The organism is Vibrio sp. YT-19(2023) (assembly GCF_033337395.1).
In genome coordinates, this window is the sequence record NZ_JAWOQN010000018.1 from 1 (window position 1) to 15,195 (window position 15,195).

Below are 15,195 nucleotides of genomic sequence, written 5' to 3' on the forward strand. Positions count from 1 at the left end.
CTTTAAAATACAAAACGCCCGATGAAGTACATCGAGCGTTTTAGTTAAAAAGTGTCAACCCATATCAGGACGGGTCAATTAGGAAGAAATCGTTAGTTATGCGTCAAGGATGCTTTCTAGCACATCGAATAACATATCGACTTCTTCTATTGTGTTGTAATGCATACAACCAATTCGCACTACACCACCCGATTCTTCTAAACCAAGTTGACGAACTAAGCCCAACGCATAAAAGTGACCATTCCATACACAAATGTTATGTTCACCCAGTGTTTTCGCGATGAACTCTGGAGAATATCGGTCAAACGTTAGCGCAAAAGTTGGCGTGCGGAGTTGGCTATCTTCCTTTGCGATACCGAATAGATTGACACCATCTAATGCATTCAAACGCTGCAAGAAACGCTCACTCAAGCGCTGCTCATGTTGTTCATACAGTTGGTAGCTTTGCTCCAATCGTTGGCGAAGAGGTAAACCGACTTCACCAAATTGAGCCAGATACTCAACCGCAGAAACGACACCAGCAAGACCTTCAAAACTTTGCGTTCCTATTTCAAATCGACCAGGGCCTATATTAGTGGCAGGCTCGACTTTGTAAGGGCGAATACTGTGGAGCCACTGATCGGCTATGTAAGCAATACCAACGTGTGGTCCGAAAAACTTGTAAGCTGAGCAAGCTAAAAAGTCACAACCTAACGCTTGAACATCAACCAAATGATGAGGCGCATAATGGACGGCATCCACATAAACTTGTGCCCCAACATTGTGCGCCATGCTGACTACTTGCTGTACATCCACAATAGAGCCCGTCGTGTTCGATGCATAAGTCACAGCGACAAGGCGCGTTTTATCAGAAAGAAGGCGGCTTAAATGCTCCATATCCAGCGTACAATCTTCTTCGTTGATACGAACTTGATGAACCGTAACGCCTTTATCTTCTGCCGCTTGCTGCCAGCTGGATACATTTGAATAGTGATCCAAAGCGGAAACAATGATCTCATCTCCTGCTTGCCAATCTCGACTAATCGCGCGACTAAGCTGAAAGGTTAGTGAGGTCATATTGGCACCGAAGACAATATTGCCAGATGAAGGGGCATTAAGTAGAACCTGAGCCGACTCACGCGCATTTTGCATTACGTCAACGGTCACTTGGCTAGAAAAATAATGCCCGCCTAAGTTAGCGTTGAAACGACCTAAATACCCTACCATGCTGTCTAGTACTGATTGAGGCACTTGTGAGCCACCTGGACCATCAAAAAACGTCACGGGCTTGTCGTTGTGGTATTGAGCCAACGCCGGAAATTGCTCTCTGATCTGATTAAGATTGAAGTTCATTACGCTTATCCGTAGCAGTGAGTACAAATACATCCATATGGCCCGCTTCGTCATCAATAACAGAGCGGATTGGGCACGCGTTATGCCACAGCTTGCTATCAGCCAAGATTGCGACCTCTCCGGTTTCTAGCACTTTACGGAAAAATGGGGCTTGGTTATGGCTGCTGTACAGCATGATGTCGCCACCGATGATGTTATGGCGTCCCACACCAACCATTGCAATGTGATCAAAACCGTCTTGGTGCACACCTTCAGGTGCTACTTGGGTTTCTTCTTCCAGTGCCCTGATACGGATTTGGTGAATTTCTATTTCTTGACCGTTTGGCAGATGATTCGCATTGACAAACAATTCACACATTTCTCGAAAGCCATCGCTGGTAAGAATATCCTTCTCAATTGGCTCGAATTGTCTTACAACATCACCTTGAAATCGGTTGATATCAGAGGATTGAACAAAGCTATTTTTATTTAAGTCGATGACTTTGCCGTTATCAAAACCAACCACAGAATAACGTCGTAGTCGATACTGACCATCTGCATGTTCGGTACGAGGCAGTTCTTCAAACGATGGGGAAAGCTGCTCAATTGCTGCCATGCTGAGCTGTGTTAAATGTAGAGTATTCTCACGTGAATGTAACATCATTTGCTCCTTTAATGAGGCACATTAATTAACATTTAATTTACACACTAGGTTACGCAAATATTCTGCAATTACCAGCTTTTAACGTTGATAGCTTCAACAAAACGACAAAAACAACATAACAAACCAAATTAAACCACAAAAACAGAGTCATGTTTCAGTTTTACGCTTTGACAATATTTGAAACTAGACTTCTCTACTACGAATAGAATTTTATGCTAGAAGTCAACGTTCTCTATCAATATTTAGTGGGTTCTAATCTATAACCAATTATTCGATCACAATCGTTGTTTATGCTTTTAAAGCACTAAGAATTTCCATACAATCGAGGGAAATGTTACGCCCTTTTTGGAGCCATAATGAGCGACGTAAAACACTGTAAATTATTAATTCTTGGTTCTGGTCCTGCAGGATACACAGCTGCCGTCTACGCAGCGCGTGCAAACTTAAACCCTGTGCTTGTGACGGGAATGCAACAAGGTGGTCAGCTAACCACCACAACTGAAGTTGAAAACTGGCCAGGCGATGCTGAGGGACTGACAGGTCCAGCATTGATGGATCGCATGAAAGAACACGCCGAGCGTTTCGAAACTGAAATCGTATTTGATCACATCAATGAAGTAGAGCTATCACAACGCCCATTTCGTTTAAAAGGCGACTCAGGTGAGTACACTTGTGATGCCTTAATCATATCTACCGGCGCATCAGCAAAATACCTTGGCCTTGAGTCTGAAGAAGCATTTAAAGGTCGCGGCGTTTCTGCTTGTGCAACCTGTGACGGTTTCTTCTACCGTAATCAGAAAGTTGCAGTTGTGGGCGGTGGTAACACGGCTGTTGAAGAAGCGCTATACCTTTCTAACATTGCGTCAGAAGTTCACCTGATCCACCGCCGCGATTCATTCCGCGCAGAGAAGATCCTTGTGAAACGTCTGATGGATAAAGTTGAAAGCGGTAATATCGTTCTTCATACCGATCGCACTCTCGATGAAGTACTGGGAGACGATATGGGCGTAACGGGCGTCCGCATTAAAGACGTGAACAGCGGTGCGACAGAAGATATCGATGTAATGGGTGCATTCATCGCAATTGGCCACCAGCCAAACACACAAATCTTTGAAGGCCAAGTAGACATGAAAGATGGCTACATCATCGTTCAATCAGGTCTTGAAGGCAACGCAACACAAACTAGTATCGAAGGTGTATTTGCAGCTGGCGACGTAATGGACCACAACTACCGTCAAGCGATCACCTCTGCAGGTACAGGTTGTATGGCTGCATTAGATGCTGAACGTTTCTTAGACTCACTTGGTGACAAATAACTTTTCACATTTGTGTCATATCCTTAAAGCCCAGCGGTATTCCCGCTGGGTTTTCTTTTGTATACTACCGCCTCATTAAAACAATTATCATTAAGCCTTCACGATGGATAAGAAAAAGCAAAGCAGCTTGAATAAGTGGCTGAAGCAACAAAGTAAGTTAGCCAAGCGCTGGCTTATGATTGCGATAGGCCTAGGCGTACTTTCAAGCGTGTTTTTATTGGCTCAAGCAGCCCTGCTCGCCTCCATTCTGCACCAGTTAATCATTGACCAAGTCGACAAAGCCGACCTCATTTGGCATTTTGTTGGGCTCGGTGGCACGGTTATCGGTCGAGCTGCTTGTACCTGGGGTCGAGAGCTTGCCGGTTACCGTTGCGGGGAGCAAATTCGAGTTTATATTCGCCAACTCATTTTAGATAAAGTTCATAAACTTGGGCCAGCTTACATCAAAGGCAAACCTGCTGGCAGTTGGGCAACGCTCATCTTAGAGCAGGTAGAAGATATGCAAGATTTCTTCTCACGCTACTTGCCTCAAATGTCATTATCGGTACTAGTGCCTTTCATCATTTTGGTTGTCGTATTCCCAGTAAACTGGGCAGCAGGCTTGATCTTCCTGGTCACTGCACCACTAGTGCCTATTTTCATGGCACTGGTTGGGATGAAAGCCGCAGAAGCAAACCGTAAAAACTTTAAAGCAATGCAGCGTTTGTCGGGTCACTTTTATGACCGCTTGCAAGCAATGACGACCATTCGCTTATTCGATAGAACAAAATCTGAAACTGAAACTCTTAAGGGTGCTTCGGAAGTCTTTCGTACTCGTACCATGGACGTTCTGAAAATCGCGTTTCTGTCTTCTGCGGTGTTAGAGTTTTTCACTTCTATTTCTATCGCAATTACCGCTGTCTACTTTGGCTTTAGTTATATCGGGGAGCTCGATTTCGGCTACTACGGCGCAGGTGTTACGCTCTTTGCTGGTTTGTTCATTCTGATTCTTGCTCCAGAGTTTTATCAGCCATTACGTGATTTGGGCACGTTCTATCATGCGAAACAGCAAGCGGTTGGCGCAGCAGAAAGCATTGTCGAGTTTCTGGATTTGGAAGTCGATCAAATCAAAGATGGTACCCAAGCGTTAGATAAAAACAGCCCTATCCATATTGAAGCGGACCAGTTAACCATTTTTAGTCCGGAAGGTAAGCAGCTCGCAGGTCCCCTATCCTTCTCTCTTGAAGCCAACAAAAGTACAGCGTTGGTTGGACCAAGTGGCGCAGGTAAAACAAGTTTGGTAAACACAATCCTCGGTTTCATGCCTTATCAAGGTAGCTTAAAAATTAATGGCTGCGAATTGTCGCAACTGGATCTAGCCACATGGCGAGAGGCAGTAAGCTGGATTGGTCAAAACCCGATGCTATTACACGGTAGCATTCGAGATAACATCACACTAGGTAAGCAAAATATTCAGGATGCAGACGTACATTCTGTGTTGAATGACTCTCACGCTGCTGAATTTGTTGAAATGCATGGGTTGGATTATCCGATATCTGATCGTTCTGGTGGTTTATCTGTCGGCCAAGCGCAGCGTTTAGCACTGGCTCGCGCCATGCTACAAAATGGTCGTTTTTGGTTATTAGATGAACCAACCGCAAGCTTAGATGCTCGCAGTGAAAAACTCGTGATGGAAGGCATTAACAAGTATGCGCATGCCACAACGAATTTGATGATTACTCACCAACTTGCGCCTTTACAAAACGTATCGCAAATTCTTGTTATGCAGGACGGCCAGATTGTTCAACGTGGTGATTACGCCACACTGTCGACAGAAGATGGCTTATTTAAAGACATGTTGGAAGCGAACCTCGCACAACGTGAAACAGACAAGGGGAACTTAGATGCGTGATTTACTCCCTTATCTAAAACTCTATAAAAAACACTGGTTTGGTCTTTCGCTAGGTATGCTACTGGCATTTCTGACCTTAGCGGCGTCTATTGGCTTATTAACGCTATCAGGTTGGTTTATTTCAGCCGCAGCGGTGGCAGGCTTGACGGTTGCTCGTGAGACCTTCAACTACATGTTACCAGGTGCCGGGGTACGCGGCGCTGCAATGGCTCGAACCGCAGGTCGATGGGGAGAACGTGTCGTTAGCCACAATGCAACGTTCAAGCTGCTTACCGATCTACGCATCTTCTTCTTTAAGAAACTTGCACCACTGATTCCGGGTCGTGTTTCTACGATGCGTGATGCCGATCTGCTCAACCGCTTAGTAGCGGACGTAGATGCGATGGATCACGTTTACCTTCGACTTATCAGCCCTGTCGTGATTGGTGTTTTTGGCATATTGAGTTTAACGGCTGTCCTGGCGTTCTTTGATTGGCATCTCGCCCTACTGCTTGGCTCGATTCTTACCGTCATGTTGTTTGTATGGCCAGTACTGTTCTATAAACTGGGTAAAAACAATGGCGAGAATCTCACTCATCATAAAGCGCAATTGCGAGTGGCGACACTGGACTGGCTTCAAGGCTACAGTGAACTGAGTATCTTTGGAGCAGAAGAACGTTATCGTAATCTCATTCTAGAGAAGCAGAAGCAGTTGCTGTCTAACCAATTTGTGAACGCGAATTTAACGGGCATGGCTTCAGGCCTGCTTATGCTGGTGAACGGCATTACACTGGTTGTGATGCTTTGGTTTGCTGCAGACGGCGTAGGTGGTCGTGCTCCTGATCCTTGGATTGCGCTGTTCGCGTTTGCAACCATGGCTAGCTTTGAGATTCTGATGCCTATCGCGGGCGCATTCCAGTATCTCGGTCAAACGTTGACTTCTGCTCGTCGTTTAAATGAAGTAATTTTGGCTGAACCTGACGTCGTCTTCCCTGAGCAGTCGAAACATAAAGACACAACGTTAGACATTGAATTCGACAACATAGATTTTACTTACCCTGACGGTCAGCAAAAGGTGCTGAAAGACTTGTCACTCTCACTACCGTTGGGCACTAAAACTGCAATTGTAGGTCAAACAGGTTCAGGTAAATCAACACTGATTCAGCTTCTTTGCCGCTACTGGGATGTTAACCAAGGTGAAGTTCGAATCGGTGGTACAAAACTGCAAGATTGGAGCGAGTCGGACCTGCGAGCAGCAATGACTGTGGTCAGTCAACGCGTAGATGTACTAAACGGGACACTACGTGACAACTTACTCATGGCCGCTCCGGATGCAAGTGATGAGCAACTGTCTACTATTTTACAAAAAGTCGAACTTGGCGGACTTCTTGAAGAGCCGGGGTTAGACGCTTGGTTAGGCGACGGCGGTCGTCAGTTATCTGGTGGTGAGAAACGTCGAATCGGTATTGCTCGAGCATTGCTACGTGATGCCCCAATCCTACTCTTAGATGAACCGACTGAAGGCCTCGATAAGCGTACGGAACAAAAAGTGATGGCGCTTTTCAATGAACACTTTGCTAATAAGACAGTAGTATTCATTACACACCGACTGATAGAGCTAGAAAGTATGGATAGCATCTGTTTGATGGAACAAGGTGAGATCATCGAACAAGGCGACCATCCAACGCTACTCGCTCAAAAAGGTCGTTACTACCAGCTATTACAATCTCTATAATTCGATTTTCAGTGACGAGAAGGGCTCATCAAACGATGAGCCCTTTTGTTATTCCTGTATTATTAGTTACCTAATTAAGCACGTATACAGTGCTGATTTACCGACCAGATTTTTTGAGATAAGCCGCCATTTCATCTTCCGGAACCATGCCCCCACCTGTTGCCCAAACAAGATGTGTTGCGTTTTTGAGTTTTTCTTCGTCAAATTTCATTCGAGACTGATAAGCATGGTTATTCGAGACGTGCACTGCCCCAATCATACCGGCTAATGCAGAAGGCTCTAGATTAATACCTTCCAGTTCACTTAACTCACCCAAGTGGTGATACATACGAGCGTCATCAATGGTGTAAAAACCATCAAGTAGCCTTTCCATCGCTCTTCCGACAAATCCCGAGGCACGCCCGACTGCCAAACCATCAGCGGCGGTGATGTTATCGATACCCAAATCTTGTACCGAAATATCGTCATGCAAGCCTGTATGTACGCCCAACAGCATGCACGGTGAGTGCGTTGGCTCTGCGAAAATACAGTGGACATGCTCGCCAAATGCTACCTTCAAGCCAAATGCCACCCCACCAGGCCCACCGCCAACACCACAAGGAAGATAAACAAACAATGGATGATGCTCATCAACCACGATTCCCAAGTCATCAAATTGCTGCTTAAGACGCTCACCCGCAACAGAGTAACCTAGAAACAGCGTCCGTGAGTTTTCATCATCGATAAAGAAACAGTTGGGATCTTTTTCTGCCTCTTTACGACCTTGCGCGACAGCAATACCATAATCTTCCTGGTGCTCTACGACATTAACACCATGTGACCGGAGCTTATTTTTCTTCCATTCCCGCGCATCCGCAGACATGTGGACTGAAACTGAAAAACCCAACTTCGCACTCATGATGCCGATGGACATACCAAGATTGCCGGTTGAGCCAACCGCAATACTGTACGGCTTAAAAAACTGCCGAAACTCATTGCTGAACAATTTGCTGTAATCATCGCTTTCACAGAGCAAGCCGGCTTCAAACGCCAACTTTTCTGCATGAGTGAGCACTTCATAAATACCACCTCTCGCTTTGATCGAACCAGAAATTGGCAAATGACTGTCTTTTTTGAGCATTAAACGGCCCAATATTGGCGTGTCGTATTGCTGCTCCAAACGCACTTTCATATTGGGAATATCCACCACTGCGGACTCAATAACGCCACGCGACGTTTCCGTTTCGGGAAACGCTTTCATCAAATAAGGCGCAAATCGTGCTAGCCGTTCACTCGCCGCTTGAATATCTTTTTCATCTAACCCGACATGAGGTAAGCCTTCCTCCAAGGAAGTGATATGGGGGTTAAACCAACAAACCTCTTCAAGATCAATAAGTGCTGCCAAGAGTGGGAACTGCTTAGTCAGCGCTTCAATATTTGCCTTGGTCATTTTACCTTCCTGGAATGATGTGAGTTGAGATAAACAAAAGCGCCGCAATAGCGACGCTTTGGAGAACAAATATCAGTTATCAGTTTGAGCTTACGCGTAGTTTTTCTCAAACTCTTGCATGAAGTCTACTAACGCTTGAACGCCTTCAAGCGGCATTGCGTTATAAATGGATGCTCGCATACCACCAACTGCTCGGTGACCTTTTAGCGCTTTCAGCCCTTTAGAGTCTGCTAGCTCAAGGAAGGTTGCATCCAGTTCAGGCTTAGCAAGTTGAAATGGCACGTTCATCAAAGAACGGTTTGCTGAGTGCACGCCATTACGGTAGAAATCAGACTGATCGATGTAATCATACAGTAGCGCGGCTTTAGCGCGGTTCACTTGCTCAATCGCTTTTACTCCGCCCTGTGCCTTCAGCCATTTGAAAACAAGACCAGACAGGTACCATGCAAAGGTTGGTGGCGTGTTGAACATTGATTCTTTTTCTGCCAAAACAGTGTAATCCAAAATACTTGGTAGTACCTGCTTCGCCATACCTAATAAATCATCGCGCACGATAGCAATAGCAATGCCGGAAGGACCAATATTTTTCTGAGCGCCCGCGTAAATCACACCGTATTTCGACACATCAATTTCACGAGAAAGAATTGTCGAAGACATGTCAGCAACAATCGGTTTGTCGGTGATAGGAAGATCGTTAATCTCAATACCATCAATGGTCTCATTTGGACAGAAGTGAACGTAAGCCGCTTCTGGAGCAATTTTCCATTCACTTGCAGGTAGAACCGCGACTTTCCCGTTGATTTCTGTTTTTGCATCAAACACGTCTGGTTCGCAGTATTTTTTCGCTTCAGCTACCGCGCTTTCAGCCCAATAACCACCATCGATGTAAGTTGCCGTATCGGCATCACCAAGTAAGTTTAGAGGAACAGCAGCAAACTGAGCACGAGCACCACCTTGGCAGAACAGTACTTTATAGTTGTCCGGAATATTCAGAAGATCACGTAAATCCTGCTCGGCTTCTTCTGCAACTTTGATGAACTCTTTGCTTCGGTGGCTGATTTCCATGACCGAAGTACCAAGGCCTTGCCAATCGATTAGTTCCTGTTGTGCTTGCTGCATAACTGCTTTAGGCAGACCTGCTGGCCCTGCACTGAAGTTAAATACGTTGTCCGTATTTTGTTCCATGATGCTCATTGCTCCTGCTATGTAAATATTACGAAATTAATATCACGTTTTCGCAGTGATAAAAACAAGAAAAGAGGTCTTACGACCTCTTTTTAAAGACTAAGCGTTGAATTGGAACAAATTCGCAACAACACGAATTACTGTTGTTGCATCAAAGCAGGCATAAGTAGAGCCACCAATGGGAACTCATGCCCATTTTCGAACTTCAATTTGCCTTCACCAATTTCTGCTTTTAATTGATAACCGCCCTCTACTTTTTCGATCAACTCCATAATAAGGAGCTCATCAATCCCTTCTTGAATAAATGGGTAATGCGTTACTAATTCATCAGAGAAGTAAGTGCTAAGTTCACCAGTAGTGGCCGTCACCAACTTCATTGGATCTTGAGAAATATGCTCAGTACCTTCAGGGATGGATAGTTGCCACTCATTGTGGAACTTGCCGTCACCGAACGCGAGTGAAAGCTCGTTCACGGATAAATCAAAACCTTTGCTAAACAGCGTATCGACATGCGGCAATAAATTCGCAATTTCCTGTTCATCTAGCATAGGAGAGCTTTGATAGATAGACATAATTTGATCAAAAGACTGGCTATCCACATCTGCAATTGAGAAATCCAACTTAAAGTTATCGACATCCGTCCCATCAGTTAAACGTAGTTTCTTAGCATCTAGGTTTAATTGACTGTTCAGCTTATCACCAGACTCACTCATCGTAGTGTTACCACGGTAGCTCGCATTTTCAATCAAAAAGACAGGCGTCAAGTTCGCATCAACCACATCCAGCTTCTCTAGAGAAAAAGATTGCTCACCCAGCCAATAGCCTTTTGCTTGCTTTCCTTTACCTTGCCCTGTCAATGCATTCAGATGAAGCTCTTCACCGTTTTCAAAATCCACTTGAACAGAAGGAACGGAAACTTGGTAATTGAGATCACCCAATACCGTCACATCACCTGTTACTTTTGCAGGGCTTGTAGAAACAGAAACACCTTGCGCTTCGTTACGATAATGCCAACTGTCTAGGTCGAGGATAAATGCTGTATTGCCATTTAGTTGAGTCTGGCTATGCATCGTGAGAGGCAAAAAGTCATTGTCCACCAATTTTGAATCTGCTGTTAGGCTTGTTAGACCGTGGCTAACATCACTGGTTACGTCAAACGTCGTTGGCATACCATCACGCTCTAACTGCGTTTTAAGCTCAGGATCAACAACTGAATAACGAGTCAGCACGACTGAAGACAAATAGCCACGCTGATACTCGACCACTTCGCCTTTAATCATTTCATCATTCATATTGGTAATACCATCTTCAATGATGGACTGACCAATTTGTCCGACAGCCAATGGCCAACACAGTGCTAATGAGATAGCACCACCAATGGCGCCGATTTTTTTAAGATTTTGCATAACGTCACTTATTAGATATTTTCGGTCAGTCTACCCCAAACCACCTGCGGAGAAAACATTGAGACAAATCAGACTATTGATGCTTATTCTAGTCCATTAATCAGGAATCATACTTGGCTCCCACTCATCATGTCCTTTTATTGTTAAAGTTTGCGTGGCGAAGTTTTAACCGGAGCTAAAACATCTGTGAATCGTTATGCTGTGTTGTGTCTCGACAACAACCCAATCAGTGCTGAACAGTTTCGATTGGAGCTGTCTGCCTTCTCAAGTAAGTTTGATATTTTTTCTGTCGAATCGATAGAAGAGGCTCAAAGCGCTTTAGAGTATCTAGAAGAAAGAGAACAGACTGTTGCTTTAGTTATAGCGAGCCATCACGCTCATTTTAACGGCGTGGATTTTCTTATTGGTTTAGACCGGATGCCACATACCGAGCAAGCAAGAAAAATTCTTATTAGCTGCTCGTCTGATATAGAGGCAATTCTCACTGCCGTTAATGAGGGCAGGCTCGACCACTGCCTCACTAAACCTTTGCCAGATCACGTCTTATTTAACACAGTGCAAAAAGAGCTGACCCAATTTATCTTGCGAAATGGCAAAGAAGACCTGCTAAGTTACAGTCAGATATTGGATCATCACAGCTTGTTGCGAGCGCACATCAATAACCAGATGAGCCATTATCAAGCCGGATTCTTACACGACTACCACTCGATGTCTGATGCCGAGTTAGCCGAGCAAGTGATCTCCGCTCTCCAGCAATTTTTTAAAGATAATGACGAAACAAGAGCGTGCCGTACATACTCACCTGAACACTTATTAACCGTGGAAGGCGAGCCAAATTGCTTTTTGTGGTTTATCACCGAAGGTGAAGTGGCTCTGTACAAGCGCGATGAGCAAGGCATGCAGCGAGAGGTTGTACGCCATAACAAAGGGAATATTGTCGGAGGCATGTCGTTTGTTACTGGGGAATGTTCTTTCTCGACAGCTCTGACACTAACCAAAACAGAAGTTATCAAACTCGATCGCAACGTATTCAATAAAGTGATGCAAAGCGACTCAAACTTACTGCCTCTTTTTACAAACTTGCTCTTACGCCACTTCAACCGCCGATTGCAAAGAAGCATCAACACCAAACTGCAACTTCAAAAAACGCTCGAATCTTTAGAATCAGTCCACCAGCAGCTCATTGAAAGAGAAAAAATGGCGATGCTTGGTCAATTGGTTGCGGGAGTGGCACACGAACTAAACAATCCAGTAGCCGCGATATTAAGGGGCGTAGAGAATTTAACGCATACGCTAGAACGATTACTTAACGATGCGCCCAGTTCCGATATACAAAGCAAAGGCATTGAATTACTGAGCAAAGCGCAAACCTCAAAACCCGCTTCAACCGCCGAGCTCAGATCACGCGTAAAAGCGCTTAGCCATACACTTCCAGACAGAGCATTAGCAAAGAAAGTGGTGAGCCTTGGTTTAGAATCCGATCACGAGCTACTTACCCAACTAACGAGAAAGCAGCAAGCGTCTTATCATGCCCTCAATACACTTGAGCAATACCACAAAGCAGGTTCCACACTTCGCTCAATTAATGTCTGTGCAGCACGAATTGCTGATATGGTAAAAAGCCTGAAAGGATATGCTCGGTCAAATGATGAAACCCTGCACTATGCCGATATTCATGAGGGTATTGAAGACACCTTGGTGATTTTCGAGAACAAATTAAAAATGCACCAAGTTTCAACCGACTATGCAAACTTGCCTTCCATCCTTTGTCAACCGATCGCACTCCAACAGGTGTGGACGAACTTGGTCTCTAACGCCATTGACGCATTTCCTGAGAAAGGTGTGTTAAACATACAAACACGCCTTGTAGAAAAAGAGCATACACATTATGCCGTTATCTCATTTGAAGACAATGGATATGGTATTCCTGAGTCGCAAAGAGACGCCATTTTCGAGCTGAACTTCACCACAAAAAAAGAAGGTAATTTTGGCTTAGGCATTGGGCTGTCCATCTGCCAGCAAATCGTGACAGCACATAAGGGATGGATTGACGTCGAATCAGAGCTCGACAAGTTCACACGAATGACAGTCTGGTTACCAGTCATCGAAAAAGGAGATGAAATATGACCAAGTATTTAATTTTATGTGTCGATGACGAACGAGAAGTCTTGGATAGCGTGCTCCAGGATCTCGCTCCCTTTGAGGAACATTTTATTGTCGAGGGAGCGGAATCAGTCACTGAAGCAAGGCAAGTGATCGAGGAAATGGCGGAAGAAGAAGTTCAGCTTGCGCTCATTTTATGTGACCACATTATGCCGGAACAAACTGGGATCAGCTTCTTAATCGAACTCAGTCAAAATGGTGACACAAAAGCAGCGCGCAAAGTTTTACTCACAGGACAAGCCGGTTTGGAAGACACCGTAGAAGCCGTAAATAACGCGAGTCTCGATTATTACATTGCCAAACCTTGGAAAGGCGAAGCATTGAGAAAGGCAATCGTGTCTCAGCTTACCGCGTTTGTGATTGAGAATGATGATAACCTGCTATCCTGGACTCAAACCCTTGATTCTGAGGCAATCCTCAACGCCATGGCAGAAAGAAGAGCAAGCTTTGGCGAGTAATAAAGTGTTTGGTTCTAACTTGAACTCAACGATGCTCATTGCACCACCTAACCTCGCATAGTCGAACGAGGTTAGAAAAACATCGTTACTTGTCCGAGTGAAATTCTCGGACACTACGTATATGGCGTAGTTTTTGCTTAAACCAAGGAACTATTAAGTTAATTGACAAAACATCGACACATTTTTGTTGGTCGTCGACCTTCCTTTTTATTATGATGTCGGACAAATCAGATTACGGTTCAAGTGGTTGCTTGAATCCATGGAAATAATGAACAAGGTTTATCGTTAGTTATGCGTAAAACACTATTAGCCGCTGCCTTACTAGTGGCATCAAGCCATGCCCTAGCTGCAAACGATCGCAATGCGCCAGCAACTATGAGCAACTTTAGCTACGACTATTTCGAAGCACGTATTGGCGCAAGTCCTGTGACATTTGGTGCTGGATTCAGCAAATCAATTCACCCGAACGCGCATGTGATTGCTCGTATTGACTCTGAGTTTGAAAGTGATTTTGACTCAGCTGCAGGCTTTGGCTTCCATTCTCCGCTAAACAACTGGGCAGATCTTACTGGTGAAATGCTAATGCGCGTTGTGCAACCTTCGAATGAGAGCAGCACAGATGTTGGTATGGAGCTTAACTTAGGTGTTCGTCAATGGTTGGGCCCTCAATTAGAAGTAGGCGGCAAAGTCGGCTACGTTTCTATCGATAACGATGACGATTGGACTGGCTCTGCCTACGCTCGATTCCACTCAACAGAGCTTTTCTCTTTGGGTGCTGAAGCACGTATCAACGATTTTTACGGTGATCAGGTAATGTTCACTACGCGTTTTAAGTTTTAAGATTTGTGCTGTAAGAAAAGAGCAAATTAAAAAAACAAAAACCGAGGTCTCTGCCTCGGTTTTTTTGTCTAATTTAATGACTAACTCAATGAAGTGGTAAAAAACTTCAACGTCCTTTTTCCGCTTTTCACACTTGCCTTTACGACCCGCTAACTCCATCGAAACGAGTCAATCATTGTGCGATCAGCTTCGCTTAGTCACACAGTGCCAATAACTGTTTTTTACGCGGCTCTTGGATCAGTTTCCAATGTACGCCATCAGTTGCACCAGCAAATTTCCACAGTAGCTTTACATCAACATCATTACCGTAAGCCGTTTTAACTTTGTTGAAGACTTTTACAGGTCCAAGTTCTAAAAAGGTTTCTACGTCATCAACACCGGCTTTCTTGACCATACGTTCAAGGGTTAGTTGCATGTTGGGTAAGTCTCTTAAGCGTCTACTGGCAGAGGACTTTTGATATTTCCGTTCCTTAATTGAGTATTCAATTGATTTCTGTACCAGTTCATCAAGCCCTACATATCCGGATTCGAATAAATCGGTTACATCATAATAATTTACGGTTGCCGTCGTCTGTTTTTTGACGTGCTTATACTTCTCACAGCTCAGTTGAGTAAACACTTCATCTAGCCCATTACCACCACGTAAGTAGCAGCAATCATTGCTGACAAGCGCAAACATAGCATCATCGGTGAATAAACCAATACCACCGAACATAGAACGTTTTTGATACTCACTGAAGGTGCGTACATATTTAAAAAAAGCTTGGTCTGTCATGTCCATTGACCTCTTTAATCTGAATAAATTACCCCGATTAGCG

The 15,195-nt window shown here is 44.5% G+C and carries 12 protein-coding genes; 6 read left to right on the plus strand and 6 right to left on the minus strand.

Annotated elements, in window-relative coordinates:
• Window positions 1-96: 96 nt before the first annotated feature.
• Window positions 97-1,332 carry a cysteine desulfurase-like protein gene (locus R7E78_RS14480; protein WP_047100724.1) on the minus strand — a complete coding sequence of 412 codons (1,236 nt, stop codon included), beginning with the start codon at window positions 1,330-1,332 and terminating at the stop codon, window positions 97-99.
• Window positions 1,316-1,972: a 2OG-Fe dioxygenase family protein gene (locus R7E78_RS14485; RefSeq protein WP_005377989.1), complete on the minus strand. Its 657-nt coding sequence runs from the start codon at window positions 1,970-1,972 to the stop codon at window positions 1,316-1,318. The genes R7E78_RS14480 and R7E78_RS14485 overlap by 17 nt, the downstream gene beginning before the upstream one ends.
• A 359-nt stretch (window positions 1,973-2,331) precedes the next feature.
• On the opposite strand from R7E78_RS14485, the gene trxB reads away from it, so the two are divergent.
• From trxB to cydC, 3 genes are all read left to right on the plus strand, one after another.
• Window positions 2,332-3,291, plus strand: coding sequence for a thioredoxin-disulfide reductase (gene trxB / locus R7E78_RS14490; RefSeq protein ID WP_005377991.1), 960 nt, complete (start codon window positions 2,332-2,334; stop codon window positions 3,289-3,291).
• A 103-nt stretch (window positions 3,292-3,394) separates the two neighbouring features.
• Complete coding sequence (cydD, locus tag R7E78_RS14495; RefSeq protein WP_047100725.1) at window positions 3,395-5,182, plus strand: heme ABC transporter permease/ATP-binding protein CydD; 1,788 nt, start codon at window positions 3,395-3,397, stop codon at window positions 5,180-5,182.
• Entirely contained in the window at window positions 5,175-6,896 is a 1,722-nt protein-coding gene (cydC, locus tag R7E78_RS14500) for a heme ABC transporter ATP-binding protein/permease CydC (RefSeq protein ID WP_047100726.1), read from the plus strand. The genes cydD and cydC overlap by 8 nt, the downstream gene beginning before the upstream one ends.
• A 97-nt stretch (window positions 6,897-6,993) precedes the next feature.
• Here the strand turns inward: cydC and R7E78_RS14505 are convergent, their stop codons facing one another.
• The 3 genes from R7E78_RS14505 to R7E78_RS14515 form a co-directional block, all read right to left on the minus strand.
• Entirely contained in the window at window positions 6,994-8,325 is a 1,332-nt protein-coding gene (locus R7E78_RS14505; RefSeq protein ID WP_258483638.1) for a D-serine ammonia-lyase, read from the minus strand.
• Between the two features lie 90 nt (window positions 8,326-8,415).
• Window positions 8,416-9,510, minus strand: a complete 1,095-nt coding sequence (serC, locus tag R7E78_RS14510; protein ID WP_005378000.1) for a 3-phosphoserine/phosphohydroxythreonine transaminase — start codon at window positions 9,508-9,510, stop codon at window positions 8,416-8,418.
• 137 nt (window positions 9,511-9,647) lie between these two features.
• Entirely contained in the window at window positions 9,648-10,916 is a 1,269-nt protein-coding gene (locus R7E78_RS14515) for a DUF945 family protein (RefSeq protein ID WP_005378002.1), read from the minus strand.
• A gap of 186 nt (window positions 10,917-11,102) precedes the next feature.
• On the opposite strand from R7E78_RS14515, the gene R7E78_RS14520 reads away from it, so the two are divergent.
• The 3 genes from R7E78_RS14520 (at window position 11,103) to R7E78_RS14530 (ending at window position 14,377) form a co-directional block, all read left to right on the plus strand.
• Window positions 11,103-13,043, plus strand: a complete 1,941-nt coding sequence (locus R7E78_RS14520) for an ATP-binding protein (RefSeq protein ID WP_318057988.1) — start codon at window positions 11,103-11,105, stop codon at window positions 13,041-13,043.
• Window positions 13,040-13,537 (plus strand): response regulator, encoded by a 498-nt coding sequence (locus R7E78_RS14525; RefSeq protein ID WP_047100727.1) that lies wholly within the window; start codon window positions 13,040-13,042, stop codon window positions 13,535-13,537. The genes R7E78_RS14520 and R7E78_RS14525 overlap by 4 nt, the downstream gene beginning before the upstream one ends.
• Window positions 13,538-13,828: 291 nt before the next feature.
• Complete coding sequence (locus tag R7E78_RS14530) at window positions 13,829-14,377, plus strand: hypothetical protein (protein ID WP_005378006.1); 549 nt, start codon at window positions 13,829-13,831, stop codon at window positions 14,375-14,377.
• A 193-nt stretch (window positions 14,378-14,570) separates the two neighbouring features.
• Here R7E78_RS14530 and R7E78_RS14535 read toward each other — a convergent pair whose 3' ends face one another.
• Window positions 14,571-15,158: a TfoX/Sxy family DNA transformation protein gene (locus R7E78_RS14535; protein ID WP_005378007.1), complete on the minus strand. Its 588-nt coding sequence runs from the start codon at window positions 15,156-15,158 to the stop codon at window positions 14,571-14,573.
• Window positions 15,159-15,195 lie beyond the last annotated feature (37 nt).